Here is a 16,033-nt window from a genome sequence, read left to right as displayed (position 1 = left end):
AAAAATTATTCCGTTCCGCTGTGGATCGTGGTCGTATTTTGCCCCGAGGTCATAATGAAGTCCCAAGGGTCGGTATTGAGTGCAGAAACTGCCGAGGTGACGGTGAACCCCTCGTCAGCCAGCGCTCGTTCTAAGGCGTTTGCACCGGCGGGCAGCCAAAGCCATTCGGATGCAAAGTGCGATACGTCGATAAGATATGGCCGATCGGAGCCCATCATGGCTTGCTCTCGTGCTTCGGATGCAGGGTGATGCCGAAGGTCTGCGGTGATATAGACATCGGCCTCGTGTTGGCGCACGTAGTCGAAAAGACTATCGCCCGCTCCCCCGGTGATCGCAACCTTCGACACGATGCCATCGGCATCTCCTGCGACCCGCACGCCACCTGCCACTGCGGGCATGGCGCTGTAAACCCGTGCGGCGAACTCTTCCAAGCGCATCGCCTGCTGCAGGGTGCCCACCCGACCGATGCCTTCTTCAACCAATCCATCATCGACTGCAGCTAAAGGTTCAATGTTTTCTAAACCCAAAATTTCGGCCAGCACGTCTGAGACACCACCCACTGCAGAGTCAGCATTAGTATGCGCGGTGATCAGTGCGCAGGAGTTCTCAACCAGTGTGTGCACGACCTTGCCTTTGAATGTCGTGGCGGCCATGGAGTTGACCGGTTTTAAAAACAGCGGGTGGTGCGTGATCAAAAGATCCGCACCCAATTCCACGGCTTCGTCAGCGACCGCTTGAACGGGGTCAACTGCCCAATGGATCCGACGAATCGGTTGCTCCGGTCGCCCAGCTACCACGCCTGAGGCGTCCCAGCCTGCTTGCAAACTTAAGGGCCACAACGATTCCATCGCTGCACAAACTTGAGAAAGCGTTGGATATAAAGCCCGTGAAGAGTCATGAGAAGCCATATAACCCATTGTGCCTGCTGTGCGAGCCGAAATCACGACCTAATGCACGTGCAGAATCGCGGTTTGCATATGTCAGCCCAGAAAGGGTCGTTACGACCACTGATAAAGATTTAATAACGATCAGGTAACGGTAAGGTTAATGCCAGCACTTTCATAGCAATTCATCGATTCCCCATGCTTGCAACGAAGTATCGATTCCTGTGGCCGGACTGGGCGCAAAATCGGTCAGCCAAAGTTGCGTTTTGATAACGTGAATGTCACGCTAGATAACGTTCTGATAACGACCCAGGGAGTTGGTCCCGAGGCGGATCAGATTTCCAGACATAAACATCCTTCTTCTTGAAAGATATACAGACTTATGACTTTTACCACCCGTCGCGAACGCATTGAAGCTGAAAAAGCAGCGAAGCTGGCACTGCGATCCCAGCGGAGCAAACGCTTTTCGTTGGGCGTGGCAGGGTTGGCAACCGCTGCCAGCGCGTCCCTGTTCGGCATGGCCCCTGCTAACGCCTCCATCGAAGATGTTCCTGCACCAGCAGCCTCATCCTCAAGTACCAATCAGTCGGCAGGCACCTACACCGTGAAGTCGGGCGACACTCTGTCGTCTATCGCTAACTCTCAGGGTGTCTCCCTCAGCGCCTTGATGAGCGAAAACAACGCATCGGGTTCCACCATCATCTTCCCGGGTGACACCCTGACCATCCCTGGCGGTGGATCCGGTTCAGCTACGACTACCGAAGCCACCTCGAACGGTGCTGCTCCTTCGCAAGGTGACAGAACTTCAGCACAGCTAGCTTCTTACAGCACCGCATCGGTCTCGAGCTCGAACTCCACCGCGGCTAGCAAGGCACTTGAGATTGTGAACTCCGGCGCAAGCTACAAGTGGGGCGGCAATGGGCCTAGCGCTTACGACTGCTCGGGCTTGACCAAAGCTGCTCTCGCTGCCGAAGGCAAGGACATTCCTCGCAACTCTGCAGCTCAGTACAGTGGCGCTAAATCCCACGTCTCCTTGAGCAACCTGCAGGCCGGTGACCTGGTGTTCTGGTCCAATAACGGCTCAGCTTCGGGCATCTACCACGTTGCAGTGTACGTAGGTGACGGCAAAATTGCTCAGGCACGTAACCCACAGTCCGGCCTCAGCGTGAACTCGCTGTCCGAGTACTCCAAGTACAACCCACCGTTGAACACCGCAGCGCGCTACTAAAATAGCCTACCGCTAAGTTTTCGCGGAGCCACCTAAGCACAGGTGGCTCCGCGAAAGCGTTTAATAGGAGGGGCGCCGTTTAGGTTTGAGTGACCGGTTGATACGGTCCCCCACCCGTTGCGAACTTTCTTTCCACGACACTCTGCGACCCTTCGGCGGACGTTGCTTCGTGGGTGGGCGCGGCGAACTGGCGATCATCTGGTCGATAATTGCCCCGGCCACATCAGCTTGTGCTCCATAAGCCGGAATGTGATGCAGCGAGATATTTGCGGCTGCATTAGCGCGAAGGACTACGGCGGATGTATCAGTGGCAGGTGATTCGGCGAGGAGATCAATACCGGCGATGATGAGCCCCGGAATGGCTTGCGCGGCCCGCACCGCGAGTTCCTGTATCTCTGGTGCCAGCACAGCGGTCACATCGATAGGCTCGCCGCCCTGGTCAACATTGACCTTGTCGTTGAGTAGCACAACGGCACCATCTTCTGGAACCGACGTGTAGCTCACGTTCTGCTGTGCGAGGCAGTCAGTATCAACTTGGATGGGCATCCGCTGCAGATAAGGATGCTTCGACCTCTGGGTCGTCTTCGCTTCAATGAGCGTAGTCAACGAATCTTGGCCGTTGCCCACGACAAAAGCCGGGACACGAACCACCGATGCGATCACACGATCGGCCACAACGAAGGCACGGATGTTCACTCCGGTGATGTACTGCTCGACCATGATGCGGTTCTTACTACTGGATGCCTCTACAGCTCGACTCCAGGCGGTGCGAAACTCTTGCGCTGTATTCAGGTTAACGAACGTGGCAGCGTTGGCTTTACCAGCCGCGGGTTTCACAACCGCAGGCCCCTGACGGTGCTGAAAATATTCAAATGCTTCGTCAAAGTTCCCTTGCGTGAAAGATCTGCCTCTCGGCACAGGTATCCCTGCTGCCGCAAAGACTTCTTTCGCCATGGGTCGAGAATCAGCAACGCTCAGAGCCGCATGGCTGACCAGCGAGGTCACCGTTTTATACATACCACCGATCGTCCGACCCTCATCAGTAAAAGCTATGTGGTCACGGCCCAGGTTCTTCACCGCCAGGCCACGTTCCTTGGCCGCCTCAATGATGAAGCTGCGATGATTCCCATCCGCTGGTGGCGTGGTGAACAAGAGCTCGTTCAGTTGAGCACTCTGGATGAAGTTGATGACGGGCGTAAGACTTGTATCGGACACGGTGGGCCTTTCTTAGAAGACTTTGGTGACACGAGATGTGTTCCGCACATCCTAAGCCATATTCTGGCGTGAGATGAATTTTGCCAAGATTTGAGTACCGTATGGGCCCCATGTTTACTACCAGAGAAAGAAGGAGTGGACTCCCGAAGCATGCAGTGCCTGAAAGTTACCCCGAACATCGAGCACACCGACCACGAACTGGTAACGACGTAAATCTCAGGCTGACATCAGCAAGGAGCTTGTAGCTTAGGGGTTACCTGGAGCATCGAGCGCTCCTACAAGCATCAGACGACCTCGACCCACCTGTCCTGAGACATTTGAGCTAGTCCGGTAGTAGAGCAAGCGTCTCAACTGGCTGCCCTGTGATTTCGGCAATGAGGTCGAAGTCCTTGTCACCAGCGAGCCCGGTCAATCCAGCCTTCTCTGCTACGGCAGCACTCAGCAAGTCCGGGATCAATGGCGCTCGGTGTTGACCTCGATCCGCAAGCAGCATTTGGACTTCGAAAGCGCGGTCCTCATTGCCGGTGTGAGGTACTCGATTGGCATCAGCGACAGCGTCGTCAATTGGAACGCCTGTCGGCCAGCATTTCCCGAGCGCGCCGAGAACCCGAGCTCCAATCGGGTTACCGTCGATATCCGGACCAGACCTCGCTCGATCCAGGCGTTCCAGTCCTCCATGCCTGCCCGGTCTGCATCCTTGCATAAGCCAAATTGTCATTGCCGCGCAGCATCCATCACGTCGGGATCGGATAGATCGGTGAACAGCTCTGCGGAACGGTCCCAATCCTCCGCGGTCGCCCTATCTTTCGGACCTCCAGAAGAACCTTCAAGCTTTCGGCGACTCAGCCATACGGTTCGCTGGGTCGCCGTTCTTACTGCGGTCCAATCTATCGCCTACTTCGGAGCCACTAAAAGGCTGTCAGTCCTGCCTGACACGTGGAAGCGACCGGGAACGCGTCTGACCCCTAGAAAACAACTGCCCAAAGCTGTTGCGCCCACACTACTGTGGCGATTGACATACCCGTCATCGCAACTAATGAGACGGGAATGGTGAACGCCCAGCTACGGATGGAATCAGCGGAACCCAGTAGTGGTAACGATAGGTACCCATTGGTACTCCACACCTCAGACAAAATGGGACCGTTTTTCACAAACCTCGGAGGAAGAAGTCTAAAGGGCCACAACAAATTGCAGCCTTCTTTGGTGAGCATGTCGCCGGCAATATGCACAACGACTCCCAAGACCACACAGGTCATCAACCAGATTGGCCCCTCCGGGAAGAGCAGTGTGGTCAGAACCCCGAAGCTAATACCAGCCACCCACGGTACCTTGCGTGCCCGTTTCGGCATGAACCGGAGCACTTTGAACGCAAACGCAGAAAGAATGACAGCTATCAGGCCCGCCCCGATATTGAGGTCGCCTAAGATTCCGACGTCTTCGATGGCGATAAAGCCGGCGAGCCAAGCAACGACTGCGAAAAATAGCACGCCAACAATTGAGTGCGTGCCGTTCCTGTGCCCACCCGAGGCTGTTTGAAAGAATCGGGCCATGGCCATGGAGACCGGGGGCAAGGAGTGGGCAATAGATGCGTTGTGATGGTCGATATCGGGCAGAAGGGCTGCTCCGGCGCATATGACAGCTCCCAGTAATACGCCCGCAGGGCCGACATCAAGCATCCCCAATCCAAGCGGCAACGTCTCAGGTAGCCAACTGAGCCAATCAAAGGTCTCGGCTAGCGGTTGTGTGATCACGCTAATTGGGATGCCGTAATCAGAAGCGACGACGACCCAGGCTGCAGCGCCACAGGCGGCGTGCTGCGCGCCCATCATGGCAGGACTCCAGGCACAGTGTGAGATGAGAGTGTCATTCAGATAGTGTCGGGTGGCCGCACGGGACGAAGCAAATCCACGGCGATGAAAGTGAGTAAAGACTCATCACTAGCTTTGATTTGAGGTCATCAACATTGCTCGCCTTAGGTAGTGGTCCTGGTCGCATGGACGGGGACTACGTGCTCACCCGTGGACGAAAGTTCCGCGCTATCTAGCGGTAGAACCGGCGTTTCATGTAGCGTTATCAAATATGATGAACCAACACGAAAACGGGTCAAACCCCAATCACAGAACGTTAATAGTCGGCGGCGGATGTTTTTGGTGTCAGGACGCGGTATATCGCAAGACCCGAGGTGTCATCGAGTCTGAATGCGGTTATATCGGGGGTCATGTACCCAACCCGAGTTACGAGCAAGTCTCAACCGGCACGACCGGTCACGCAGAAGCCGTGAAGGTGACCTTCGATCAGGATGTTATCGATGCAGACACCATCTTGGATATGCTGTTCGCTTCCCATGATCCGACCACCTTGAATCGCCAGGGCGCCGATGTGGGACCGCAGTATCGCTCCGCGCTTTTCCCTCAATCGGTCGAAGACAAAGAACTCTTTGAACAGGCCATCGAGCGCCACCAGCAGCACTGGGACGATCCAATCGTGACAACGATTGAGGAAGATGCCACGTGGTGGCCGGCGGAAGAACAGCACCAAGACTTTTATGCGCGCAACCCTAATTGGGGCTACTGTCAGGTCGTGATCAACCCGAAACTGGCCAATGTGCGAAAACATTACTCTGCGTGGCTGCAATAATTACGTTTTGCGACCGCTCCCGTATGGTTAACCCCTAGAACTGTTTTAAACTTGCTCCCCCGTAAAGGATGAATCCAACATGGCAAAGATGCTCGATAACATCACTCAAGCCGTCGGTCAGACGCCCCTTATCCGTCTGAACCGCCTCACAGAGGATCTGCCGGCAGATGTTGCCGTCAAAGTCGAGTTCTATAACCCAGCGAACTCCGTGAAAGACCGCATCGGTGTGGCTATCGTGGATGCCGCCGAGAAGTCCGGCAAACTTCGTCCGGGTGGGACCATTGTTGAAGGCACCTCGGGCAACACCGGTATCGCCTTGGCTATGGTCGGCGCGGCACGCGGTTACCGCGTAGTGCTGACCATGCCAGAAACGATGTCGAACGAGCGTCGTGTTATGTTGCGCGCCTACGGTGCCGAGATCGTATTGACTCCGGGCGCTGACGGTATGCGCGGTGCCGTTGAAAAAGCCGCCCAAATCGTGGAAGAAACCGAAAACTCCATCTTGGCGCAGCAGTTCGCCAACCAAGCCAACGTAGAAATTCACTACAACACCACCGGTCCAGAGATCTGGGAGGCCTCGGAAGGCAAAGTAGATATCTTGGTTTCCGGCATTGGCACCGGTGGAACGATCACCGGCGCTGGGCGCTACCTGAAAGAGCAGAAACCAGACGTCAAACTCGTAGCCGTAGAGCCTGCTGATTCACCAATCCTGTCCGGTGGTAAACCAGGCCCGCACAAGATTCAGGGCATCGGCGCGAACTTCGTTCCAGAGGTTCTCGATACCGAGCTGTACTCTTCCGTCTATACCGCCACCTTGGAAGAATCCGTCCAAAACTCGCGTTTGCTGGGGACTAAAGAGGGCATTCTCGGTGGTATCTCCTCCGGGGCCGCTATCGCAGCTGCCTTAGATGAGGCCAAGCGAGAAGAAAACGCCGGCAAACTGATTGTTGCCGTGATCCCTGACTTTGGCGAACGGTACATCTCCACCGTCTTGTACGAAGATATCCGCGGCTAAGGACCCAACGCTTCACCCCTTCTGCCTTCGGTAGCAGACACCCATGGCTCTGCAAGACCGAAGGCAGAAGCTTTTAAGCCTTAACCCGTTAGTGACCAGAGCATAGAATAATTCAGATCGCTTCTGTGTTGGGGTCTTACAACACCACTTCGTCTTGAAAGGGAACCATTGGGAATCATAAGCCGCCTCCGCGAGGATATTCAGGCCGCCAAGGATCGCGACCCCGCCGCTCGCAGTACCTTTGAGGTCGTTGCAGGGTATACCGGACTCCATGCGGTGTGGATGCACCGTGTTGCGCACAAAATGTGGCAGAAGGAGCCGTTGAAGACTCCGGCGCGGCTGCTGTCGCAAGTCAACCGCGCACTAACGGGAATCGAAATTCACCCCGGTGCGGATATCGGCCGCCGCTTCTTCATTGATCACGGGATGGGCGTTGTCATTGGTGAGACCACCGAGATCGGCAATGACGTCATGCTCTACCACGGTGTCACGCTGGGCGGCCAATCTTTGCAGAAAGTCAAACGCCATCCAACCCTCGAAGACGAAGTAGTTGTTGGTGCGGGCGCGAAGATTTTGGGCCCGGTTGTGGTCGGTGCTCGTACCGCTGTCGGAGCGAACGCAGTATTGGTGAAAGACACACCACCAGATTCCATCGCCACCGGTATCCCGGCGCAAATCAGACAGCGTCGCAAGCCCGAAGAAGCCAAACCCGCAGTCGATCCAGCGGAGTATGTCGATCCAGCAATGTGGATTTGAGACCGAATCTTGAATAGCCCTGACGGACCCCTTTCCGTTAGGGCTATTTTTCGATCACATGTCTTTTCTCGTTGGGCAGCACCCGGGCTAGCACCACGGTCACGGCTCCTGCAAGCGGCACAACTAGCAGAGCCCAGCGCAACGAGAACATATCGGACAGCGCACCGACCAAGGGCGGAGTGGTCAGAAACCCGAGTCGCATGAGCCAAGAGACAATCGTGAGACCGACGCCAGGACGCAGCCCACGAATAGCATCGGCTCGGTCATAGGCAGCTGGGATAAGCGCTGCCGCGCCCAGACCGGCGGCAGCGAAGCCGGCAATAGTCAGTGGCACCGTAGGGATTGCGATCGCAGTACCCATGCCCAATGCGATCACGACACCACCGGTACGGATGACACGCCGTTGACCAAATCGGTCGATGAATCGGTCTGCGGTGGCGCGTCCAATAAGTTGTCCTGCCACAAGCGCGGTGAAGCCTAAGGCTGCTACTGAGCTCGGTGCACCCAGATACGCTGAGAGGTACAAGGCAGACCACGAATTACCTGCATCCTCCACGACCGCGCCGGTCACGGCCATAAGTACCAAAGCGCCCAACACTAGCAGCGTTCCCGGTTTACGCAACGCCACACGCTGTACGCGTTTCAACTCTTCCTTGCGTGCCTCAGCCTGCCGGTGGGTCGCGGCTGAACTGACAAGTGAATCGTGCGGGTCTGGTGGCAGGGCTAGCATCCATGCGATCAGCGCTAGAGCTCCAAACAGGGCTGCCGATGACACTAGGTGTGCACCTAACCCGAGGTCTACCAGGAGTGCGCCCGCAGCCATGAGTCCACCAAGCACTGCTCCCAAAGACCACAACGCATGGAACGAATTCAGTATCGATCGGCCGTAGGCTTCTTGTACGCGCAGGCCGTGCGCATTTTGTGAGACGTCGGCCATGGCGTCCGCTCCCCCAGCGATCAGCAGCGCCAGCGCGAAGAAGATTGCATCAGGCATAAATGCGGTCGAAGCAATACTGATCCCCAGTAGCACGGTCATGACTGCGGCAACCATGCCGGAGCCAAATCGTCGAATCAGCGAAGCGGCGAGCAGGCCAAACATGATGGCCCCCAGCGGAAAGAACGCTACTGCCACCCCAAATGCTGCATCGGACAGCTCATGTTTCGCTTTAATTTCGGGGTAGCGAGGTATCAGGTTAGCAAATAGGGCCCCATTTGTGAGGAAGAGTAGGCCGGTGCCCACTCGAGCGCGCCTGATCCGAGGTTGAGGGGTGAATCGAGCGCTGTGTGACAAGGTGAGCGTTAGTCTCCTACTGCGTCACGGCCCCGCATGACCAACAGCGGGTCTGGTACTCCAACGACATCATGGTTCTTATTGGGGTATTCGAACTGGCTCAGAAAATACCGCATCGCATTGAGTCGACCGCGTTTCTTGTCATTGGATTTCACGGTGATCCACGGGGCGTGGTCGGTATCTGTGTGCAGGAACATCAGCTCTTTGGCCTCAGTGTAGGCTTCCCACCGGTCAAGGGCTTCCAAATCCACCGGTGAAAGTTTCCAGCGGCGCACCGGATCTAATTGACGAATCGCAAAGCGGGTACGTTGCTCGGTTTGAGTGACGGAGAACCAAAATTTGATGAGCGCGAAGCCGTCATCGACCAGTAGTTTTTCAAAGACCGGGGTCTGATTCATGAACGTGTGATACTGATCTTCCGTACTAAAGCCCATGACGCGTTCCACGCCGGCACGGTTATACCAAGACCGGTCGAACAGCACGATTTCACCCGAGGTTGGGAAGTGGTTGATATAGCGCTGAAAATACCACTGTCCCATTTCGCGTTCGGTTGGCTTATTCAGGGCTACCGTGCGAGCAGTACGTGGGTTCATGTACTCGGTGAACCGCTGGATGGTGCCACCTTTACCCGCAGCATCACGGCCTTCAAACACGACGATGATCTTCTGGCCCGTGTCTTCTGCCCAGTACTGTAATTTCAGCAGCTCAATCTGCAGCTTATATTTTTCCAGCTCGTACTCATCACGTGACATTCGCTCTGAGTAAGGGTAATTTTCGCGCCAGGTTTCGACCGCTCTACCCATAGGGTCAATAAGATCGGGGTCAGGGGTGTGACCCTCGGTGACTTGGAAACCGCCGTCACGCAGTGTATCGATGAACTCGCGCAGGTTCTGTCGAGGCTGATCTGGAATGAGTTCTTCGAACAATGCGGACTCCTAAGTGCGGCAATCGCTTACGGGCATTGATTCCATTGTGCACCGTTGGCGAGAGAATTACATGCGACGACTCACGATCGAACCACGACCGAGAAAACAATAGGTAAACACGGGATGACTTGTAACGCAAGCTCTCCACACAGAAACTGACCTGCGGCAGATCCAAGATCCGCTGCAGGCCAGTCACTGGGAACGACAGACTAAGCCTTAGAGCTCTACTTCTTTGGTTTCACCCGGGCGAGCGGCTTTATCATCGCCCTTGAGACCCTTGATCATCTCAACAGCCATAGCCGGAAGGCCTGGGGAATCCCAGTACTGGCCGCTCTGTGGCGTGACTTTCAGCAACACCACTTCAGGATCTTCGGGTTTTGCGTCACCGAAGAACGCTTCGGTGGTCTTGGACCAGTATTCTTTCTTCCGGTCAATGTCTTGCACTGCCATCGCGGTACCAGAAATCGAGGCCCAGAAGCCTTTCTCCGCAACGGTTACGTTGACTTGCTGCCCGCCGGTAGCTTCACGCATGGCTGGGGTATCAACACGGGTCATGAACCAGATCGTGTGGTCATCTTCGATGTCTTGGATTGCCATTGGTCGGCTGACCAGGCGGCCGTCGTCCTCTGTGGTGGTAAACATGCAGACATCGGCTTCTTGAGTTTTCTTCAATAGGGTCTCTACTGGATCTTTCGAACTCATATGACCTCCTTGTATAGATGTGGAGCGCTTTGTTGTGAACGAAACGCTTACAATCTCAACTTAACACGAACGTTTAGGGCACAACACAGGCAAAGAACCCTGCCAGGCAGATTTACAGAGGACATTAAGCAAACCTCCAGCCGAGGCTCATAAATTGGTTGGATGGACCCAATGTCTCAGTCACCCTTGGAACTCGAACTACCCACTGGCCACGGCAGACGAGTGTTAGTCACAGGAGCCACCGGTTATGTTGGTGGTCGGCTTATCCCAGAATTACTCGCTGCCGGTTTTACCGTACGCGCCCTGGCTCGCAACGTGCCGGATCTCCAGAACAGACCGTGGTTCGATCTCATCGAGACCGTCGAGGCAGATCTACAAGAACAAGACGAGCTCGATGTGGCTTTCCAGGACGTCCACACCGTGCTGTATCTAGTGCACTCGATGGGGTCCTCGGAGGATTTCGAAACTCGAGAAGCCGAAATCGCCCGCGGCGTAGCTGCCGCTGCAGAAACAGCTGGTGTTCAGCAGATCGTATATCTCGGTGGTCTACATCCTGATAAGCCGCTGGACCAATTATCACAGCATATGCGTTCTCGCGAGCGAGTTAGCCAGATACTGCTGGCCAGTGCGGTCCCTACGTTGGTGTTCCAGGCGGCAGTGATCATCGGGTCAGGTTCCGTATCGTTTGAAATGATCAGACATCTAGCAGAGCGCCTTCCGATCATGCCCGGACCAAGTTGGCTGAAAAATCAGATCGAACCGATCGCTATACGGGATGTCCTGTACTACCTCGCCCAGGCGTGCGCACTTGAGGAACCGGTGAACCGGGCCTACGGCATTGGCTGTGGTCGGGCTCAGTCTTTCGGATCGATGCTTGAGGACTATGCCGCTGAAGCCGGGCTGGCTCCACGAAAAGTCATTCCGCTTCCCATACCGGCCCAACAGTTGTCGGGATTTTGGATTGGAATGGTGACGCCTATCCCCCGAGGCATCGCCATGCCACTAGCCGCATCTATGGCAGAAGATGCGGTGACCAAGAATCACGAAATTGCGGAGCTCATCGCAGACCCGGTCTCCGGGCTCACTACTTATCGTGAAGCCTGCCGGCGGGCACTAGACCGACAACAGCGCGGATCGTTGGAAGTTACGTGGGACGATGACGTGCTGACTCAGCAAGTCAATAACCCCGCCAACCCCCTCCCATCTGATCCCGAATGGGCCGGGCACACCGTGTACACCGATATCCGCCAACGCTCCGGTGATGCACCACCGGAGGCGGTATGGCGAGTCATCGAAACTATCGGCGGTGAACGAGGCTGGTATTCTGCCCCTGCGTTATGGAAGATCCGTGGCCTCATGGACCAAGCAGTGGGTGGCTACGGATTAGCACGGGGCCGCAAGGATAAGCACAGCCTGCGACTCAACGACCACGTCGACTGGTGGCGAGTAGAAGCCATCGAACCCCAGCGGAAAGTGACCCTACGCGCCGAAATGCGAGCGGGCGGTCGAGCCTGGTTACAATTCGGAGTCGAGCCTCTCGAAGATGGAGGAACGCGACTGCACCAGCGGGCCGTCTTCATCCCCACAGGCCTGATCGGTCGAGCGTACTGGCGGGTTATCAAACCATTCCATGCACTTATTTTCCCAACCATGGCGAAAAACATCCTCGAGACTGCCGCGCAACAACAAGCACTCTGACCGTACGCTAGTAAGCCATCAATCAGACGGACCGTACTTACGATCATCTTCAAGTAATAGAGCAGCTTCCGGCCAGTACACTAAGTAGGCAAACTAAAATCAAACCCGACATAAATTTCGGAATAACGGAACGACCTCTCACATCACTTGAAGGAACAATAGCTTGCCTGATATCGAACAGGATCGCTGGGATACTGCCCTGAACAGGGTCGCACGAATCGAACGCGAGTCTGATCTCCTCAGACGACGGCTATTCACACGACGGTTTTCCTATGCCAAGCGTTCCGCGTGGGCGACTCCGGCTGGGCTGAACGTATTACCGGTAGACCAGCACCATAAAGCACCCAGTGGACATACCCGCGCCCGAGTACGGGCAGAATCGGTGCTGATTGGCAAGTTCGATGTGCAGCAAGAAGTGCGGCTACGGGCTTTCTACCCCGACGCTGGTCTTAGCATTCGCTATCAAACCGGCGGGAAAAACAACGGCGTGATCCGAACCGTGAATGCATACAAAAAGGTCCAGCCGCATGCCCCTGCGTTAATGCCGGCTGTACATGATCACGGCACAATTCTCGATGGTCGTGGAGCCTTTCTGATCGAAGAGACGGTCGCCGGCGAAACAGCAACTCGGTCGCAACTTCAAGCACTCATCGACCCACTGACTCAACAACTCCGTGCCGTTCATCACGGCGTTGGAATCAGCGATAAAACCGCCAGTGCGGTTCTGGGCCCGCACAGCCGAGGACTGTGGAACGAGTTCGTCGAGCTTCACGGGGTCGACCCTATAGTCAATAAGAAAATACAGCGACTTTTCGAGCGCGACGACCTTCTCGAAGTAAGCATTACGCACGGAGATCTCGTAAACTCGAACATCTTGGTCAAAGGTCACGATTTCGTGCTAGTCGATTGGGAATGGGCCTCGGTCAAGCCCATAGCCTTCGATATGGCTAAGATAATAATTAACGTCTCGAATCTCGAACAGACATTACGAAGCATGCACGCTGGACTCGGTGGTGACTTGGGCACGAAGACAAGCCACTACACCTTCCGTGAGCAGCTGGCGTTGGCATTGGTTCAAACCCTGACATTTTATAAACGCCAGTCCGTCAAGGCGCGTAAAGCCAAACGTACAGCAGCCCTGGCACGTCAAACCGATAAAAGGCTTAGAGCGCTCACAAAGCTTGTAGAACTCGATTAGGTCATTAGTCAGCTAATTGAACCGACGAGTTTTCTCTCAGCTTTTCTTCTAGGATCTGAGCAAGCGTCTCAGCGTAGGTTGCCGTGATGTGGTGACCATCCCGCCATACGATGACGCCGCCCACCACGGGCGCGCAAGCCTCCGGCGAGCAAAGCGCATCGGACATATCTACTGTATCCACACCTGCGGCTTCTGCTGCGCTGAGCATACCTTCATGACCGCTCGAGGCCATCGCTTCATCTCGGTCTGCGGCGCACTCGGTCAAACTGTCTTCATTCTCCGCAATGCACTCGGGCACATCAAAGGAAGGCCGTGGCGTATCCAGTATTACCGTAACTCCGACGCCTTCTTCTTCAATCTGTGTCCAGGCTTCCTCGTAGCCGCCTTCGAGATCACCAGTTCGCACTCCCTCTGGGGCGTCCGAACTGCTGGCTGCCGAGTGAGAGGATGCACTAGCGATAACGTGGTCTGGCGCTTCTGATCCAGTGAAATGCTCCAAGACATTTTGTCCCCACTCGTAACAACTTTCGTAGACGCTGCCACCGTTATTCACTGCGACAGTGTTGAGTGCGCATGCACTCTTCGTATAAGTCTCTAGTCGCCAGCCATGAGCTTCGGCTATTTTCTGAAGCGTTGGGATCCAGTGCGCTGCGTGCGAATCCCCGACGATGGCAACAACATAATCGGAGTCTGCATCGCCATACACACAGGGATTTACTTCCACTGACACATCATCTCCATGGCAGCCATCTGCATACACGTCTGCCACGTCATCTTCCACTTCTGAAATATCGGGCGTCATGGAAGACACTTGGTTCACCGGTTCCAACGCGGCGGCATCGAGCTCGATAGCTTCGGCTCCCATCGGTTCGTTTGAAGCCTGGGGTGACGAATCATCAGAGGCCAATTGGGCGCTTGCAACGAGCACTGCGAGCCCAATCACGGTAGTCGTGACCATGAGGGACGCCCCGGCTCGTAACGCTCGCGCTGACTTTTCTTTAAGTCGCTGCCAATTACGGAACGGCTCTTCGATATAGCGGTAGCTTAACCACGAGGGAATGATAGCCAGCGTCACAATCAGCAGCCCATATCCGACTGGGAGATCCCCATCGGCCAGATAGGCCGCAAAGACAAGAAGTGGCCAATGCCAAAGGTATAAAGAGTAAGACAGGTCCCCGATCCAGCGCATAGGACGAACGTTCAGAACGCGCGCAAAGCCTTCAGTCGCTCGGCCAGACATACCACCGACAATAACTGCGGCAGCGCCAAGGGTCGGCAAAAGGGCAGCATATCCGGGAAAGGGCGTGGCCGAGGTGTAAAAGAGTCCTGCGGCTAAAATCGCCAGTAGACCCCCGCCCTGCAATATATAACCGACCGAATGGGGCAGCTTCTGCAACTGAACCGCGAAGATGGCTAGCGCTGCACCAATCGCAATCTCCCAAAGTCGCGTTGTCGTCACGAAATAGGCAGGTGCAGGATTCGCGTCGGTGTAGTAAATCGACCAAATAAAGGACGGAACGATGGCTATCGCAACGCCGACCTTCAGGTATCGATGGATGTTCGGAGTCCTTCCAACAGATCTGTTCCGACTACGGCGGCTTGCAAACCATAACAACCCGACTAGAAGAGCCGGCCACAGAATATAGAACTGCTCTTCAACTGCCAATGTCCAGAAGTGCTGAATCGGACTCGCAGCTTCTTCTGCATTGAGGTAGTCAGTGCCGTCGGCGAGCACCCAGTTAACGAGATAAAAGGCACTCGCGATAACCTCGACACCAATCTCATCCCAGCGAGTACGGGGAAGAATTGATATGGTGAGCACCGCAACGAAAGCAAGTACTATCGTCGCCGCAGGTAGAATCCTGCGAATCCGTCGTGCGTAAAAGTCGGCAAGGTCAATTCGGCCATGCTCCTCAGCCTGGCGCACCAGCATGCCGGTTATTAGGAACCCCGAGATTACGAAAAAGACGTCGACGCCAACGTAACCCCCAGGAAAAAGGGATAACCCGGCGTGGTATAGAAGCACAAGACCTACTGCTACTGCACGTAGGCCCTGAATGTCTGGTCTAAACTTTGAACCAGCTTTGACTGCCGGTTCGTTAGGCGGTTTGATTGTCGCCGAGGTCATTTCCAGACTCCGTTTTCATCGCTTAGTTCGAAACTCACTGAGACATCGTATTACTGATTTCTGAGAGCTTCCTATCCGATCCTTTTCCCGTCAGTTCAACAATTAGCATCTCATACTCATAATAGGATTAGGCTACCCTTCTAACGCCTTCCGACCAGAACCGATCTCCGACGCCAAGAATAATGCTGGCCCATGCCACGCGCCCATCCTATGTTTCCAATAAAATTGGTCGAACGGATCTAGCAACTAACTCCCAAGTCATACCCTGTGTCAGCGATCAAACTTGGGGTCATAGACATTCGATGCAATTCAGCCATCGCGGTGGCACTAATGGCTGCGTCAGCGCTTTCATCTC

14 protein-coding genes are annotated in these 16,033 nt (G+C 55.2%); 6 read left to right on the top strand and 8 right to left on the bottom strand.

All coding sequences use genetic code 11. From position 1 onward, the window contains the following. Positions 1-5 precede the first annotated feature (5 nt). Positions 6-908, bottom strand: coding sequence for a Nif3-like dinuclear metal center hexameric protein (locus J2S62_RS06050; RefSeq protein ID WP_310172576.1), 903 nt, complete (start codon positions 906-908; stop codon positions 6-8). Between the two features lie 358 nt (positions 909-1,266). Between J2S62_RS06050 and J2S62_RS06045 the strand changes: the two genes are divergently transcribed. Beyond that, positions 1,267-2,112, top strand: a complete 846-nt coding sequence (locus tag J2S62_RS06045) for an NlpC/P60 family protein (RefSeq protein WP_310172573.1) — start codon at positions 1,267-1,269, stop codon at positions 2,110-2,112. 60 nt (positions 2,113-2,172) lie between these two features. On the opposite strand, the gene J2S62_RS06040 is transcribed toward J2S62_RS06045, so the two are convergent. The 3 genes from J2S62_RS06040 to J2S62_RS06030 all read right to left on the bottom strand — a co-directional run bounded on the left by J2S62_RS06040 (position 2,173) and on the right by J2S62_RS06030 (position 5,156). Continuing rightward, positions 2,173-3,327 carry a hypothetical protein gene (locus tag J2S62_RS06040; protein WP_310172571.1) on the bottom strand — a complete coding sequence of 385 codons (1,155 nt, stop codon included), beginning with the start codon at positions 3,325-3,327 and terminating at the stop codon, positions 2,173-2,175. Between the two features lie 322 nt (positions 3,328-3,649). Continuing rightward, a complete protein-coding gene (locus J2S62_RS06035) occupies positions 3,650-4,045 on the bottom strand; it encodes a PIN domain-containing protein (protein WP_310172569.1) in 396 nt (131 codons plus the stop codon). Positions 4,046-4,292: 247 nt separating this feature from the next. After that, complete coding sequence (locus J2S62_RS06030; protein ID WP_310172567.1) at positions 4,293-5,156, bottom strand: metal-dependent hydrolase; 864 nt, start codon at positions 5,154-5,156, stop codon at positions 4,293-4,295. 250 nt (positions 5,157-5,406) lie between these two features. Between J2S62_RS06030 and msrA the strand changes: the two genes are divergently transcribed. The 3 genes from msrA to epsC all read left to right on the top strand — a co-directional run bounded on the left by msrA (position 5,407) and on the right by epsC (position 7,735). Beyond that, the gene (gene msrA / locus J2S62_RS06025; RefSeq protein WP_310172565.1) at positions 5,407-5,964 is read left to right on the top strand and encodes a peptide-methionine (S)-S-oxide reductase MsrA; all 558 of its coding nucleotides are present in this window, start codon (positions 5,407-5,409) and stop codon (positions 5,962-5,964) included. Positions 5,965-6,043: 79 nt separating this feature from the next. Further along, the gene (gene cysK, locus J2S62_RS06020) at positions 6,044-6,979 is read left to right on the top strand and encodes a cysteine synthase A (protein WP_310172562.1); all 936 of its coding nucleotides are present in this window, start codon (positions 6,044-6,046) and stop codon (positions 6,977-6,979) included. 168 nt (positions 6,980-7,147) lie between these two features. Next, the gene (gene epsC, locus J2S62_RS06015; RefSeq protein ID WP_310172561.1) at positions 7,148-7,735 is read left to right on the top strand and encodes a serine O-acetyltransferase EpsC; all 588 of its coding nucleotides are present in this window, start codon (positions 7,148-7,150) and stop codon (positions 7,733-7,735) included. A 43-nt stretch (positions 7,736-7,778) separates the two neighbouring features. Here epsC and J2S62_RS06010 read toward each other — a convergent pair whose 3' ends face one another. The 3 genes from J2S62_RS06010 to J2S62_RS06000 all read right to left on the bottom strand — a co-directional run bounded on the left by J2S62_RS06010 (position 7,779) and on the right by J2S62_RS06000 (position 10,654). Next, positions 7,779-9,026, bottom strand: coding sequence for an MFS transporter (locus J2S62_RS06010; RefSeq protein WP_310172556.1), 1,248 nt, complete (start codon positions 9,024-9,026; stop codon positions 7,779-7,781). An 8-nt stretch (positions 9,027-9,034) separates the two neighbouring features. Then, on the bottom strand, positions 9,035-9,952 hold the full coding sequence (gene ppk2, locus J2S62_RS06005) for a polyphosphate kinase 2 (protein ID WP_310172553.1): 918 nt from the start codon (positions 9,950-9,952) through the stop codon (positions 9,035-9,037). 216 nt (positions 9,953-10,168) lie between these two features. After that, positions 10,169-10,654 (bottom strand): pyridoxamine 5'-phosphate oxidase family protein, encoded by a 486-nt coding sequence (locus J2S62_RS06000; RefSeq protein WP_310172551.1) that lies wholly within the window; start codon positions 10,652-10,654, stop codon positions 10,169-10,171. Between the two features lie 171 nt (positions 10,655-10,825). Here J2S62_RS06000 and J2S62_RS05995 point away from each other — a divergent pair, with 171 nt between their 5' ends. Continuing rightward, entirely contained in the window at positions 10,826-12,352 is a 1,527-nt protein-coding gene (locus J2S62_RS05995; protein WP_310172548.1) for an SDR family oxidoreductase, read from the top strand. 163 nt (positions 12,353-12,515) lie between these two features. Next, positions 12,516-13,550 (top strand): phosphotransferase, encoded by a 1,035-nt coding sequence (locus tag J2S62_RS05990; RefSeq protein ID WP_310172545.1) that lies wholly within the window; start codon positions 12,516-12,518, stop codon positions 13,548-13,550. 4 nt (positions 13,551-13,554) lie between these two features. Here the strand turns inward: J2S62_RS05990 and J2S62_RS05985 are convergent, their stop codons facing one another. Beyond that, positions 13,555-15,678 carry an acyltransferase family protein gene (locus J2S62_RS05985; protein ID WP_310172542.1) on the bottom strand — a complete coding sequence of 708 codons (2,124 nt, stop codon included), beginning with the start codon at positions 15,676-15,678 and terminating at the stop codon, positions 13,555-13,557. Positions 15,679-16,033: the final 355 nt, after the last annotated feature.

It is taken from the genome of Enteractinococcus fodinae (assembly GCF_031458395.1).
GTDB lineage: Bacteria > Actinomycetota > Actinomycetes > Actinomycetales > Micrococcaceae > Yaniella > Yaniella fodinae.
Note: the sequence above shows the minus strand (reverse complement) of the source record. Positions and strands in the feature narration are given on the sequence as shown.

Bases quoted from the DNA above. Each gene is read 5' to 3' on its own strand.
- J2S62_RS06050 (WP_310172576.1), bottom strand. From the start codon at position 908: ATGGCTTCTCATGACTCTTCACGGGCTTTATATCCAACGCTTTCTCAA.
- J2S62_RS06045 (WP_310172573.1), top strand. From the start codon at position 1,267: ATGACTTTTACCACCCGTCGCGAACGCATTGAAGCTGAAAAAGCAGCG.
- J2S62_RS06035 (WP_310172569.1), bottom strand. From the start codon at position 4,045: ATGACAATTTGGCTTATGCAAGGATGCAGACCGGGCAGGCATGGAGGA.
- J2S62_RS06030 (WP_310172567.1), bottom strand. From the start codon at position 5,156: ATGATGGGCGCGCAGCACGCCGCCTGTGGCGCTGCAGCCTGGGTCGTC.
- msrA (WP_310172565.1), top strand. From the start codon at position 5,407: ATGATGAACCAACACGAAAACGGGTCAAACCCCAATCACAGAACGTTA.
- cysK (WP_310172562.1), top strand. From the start codon at position 6,044: ATGGCAAAGATGCTCGATAACATCACTCAAGCCGTCGGTCAGACGCCC.
- J2S62_RS06000 (WP_310172551.1), bottom strand. From the start codon at position 10,654: ATGAGTTCGAAAGATCCAGTAGAGACCCTATTGAAGAAAACTCAAGAA.
- J2S62_RS05995 (WP_310172548.1), top strand. From the start codon at position 10,826: ATGTCTCAGTCACCCTTGGAACTCGAACTACCCACTGGCCACGGCAGA.
- J2S62_RS05985 (WP_310172542.1), bottom strand. From the start codon at position 15,678: ATGACCTCGGCGACAATCAAACCGCCTAACGAACCGGCAGTCAAAGCT.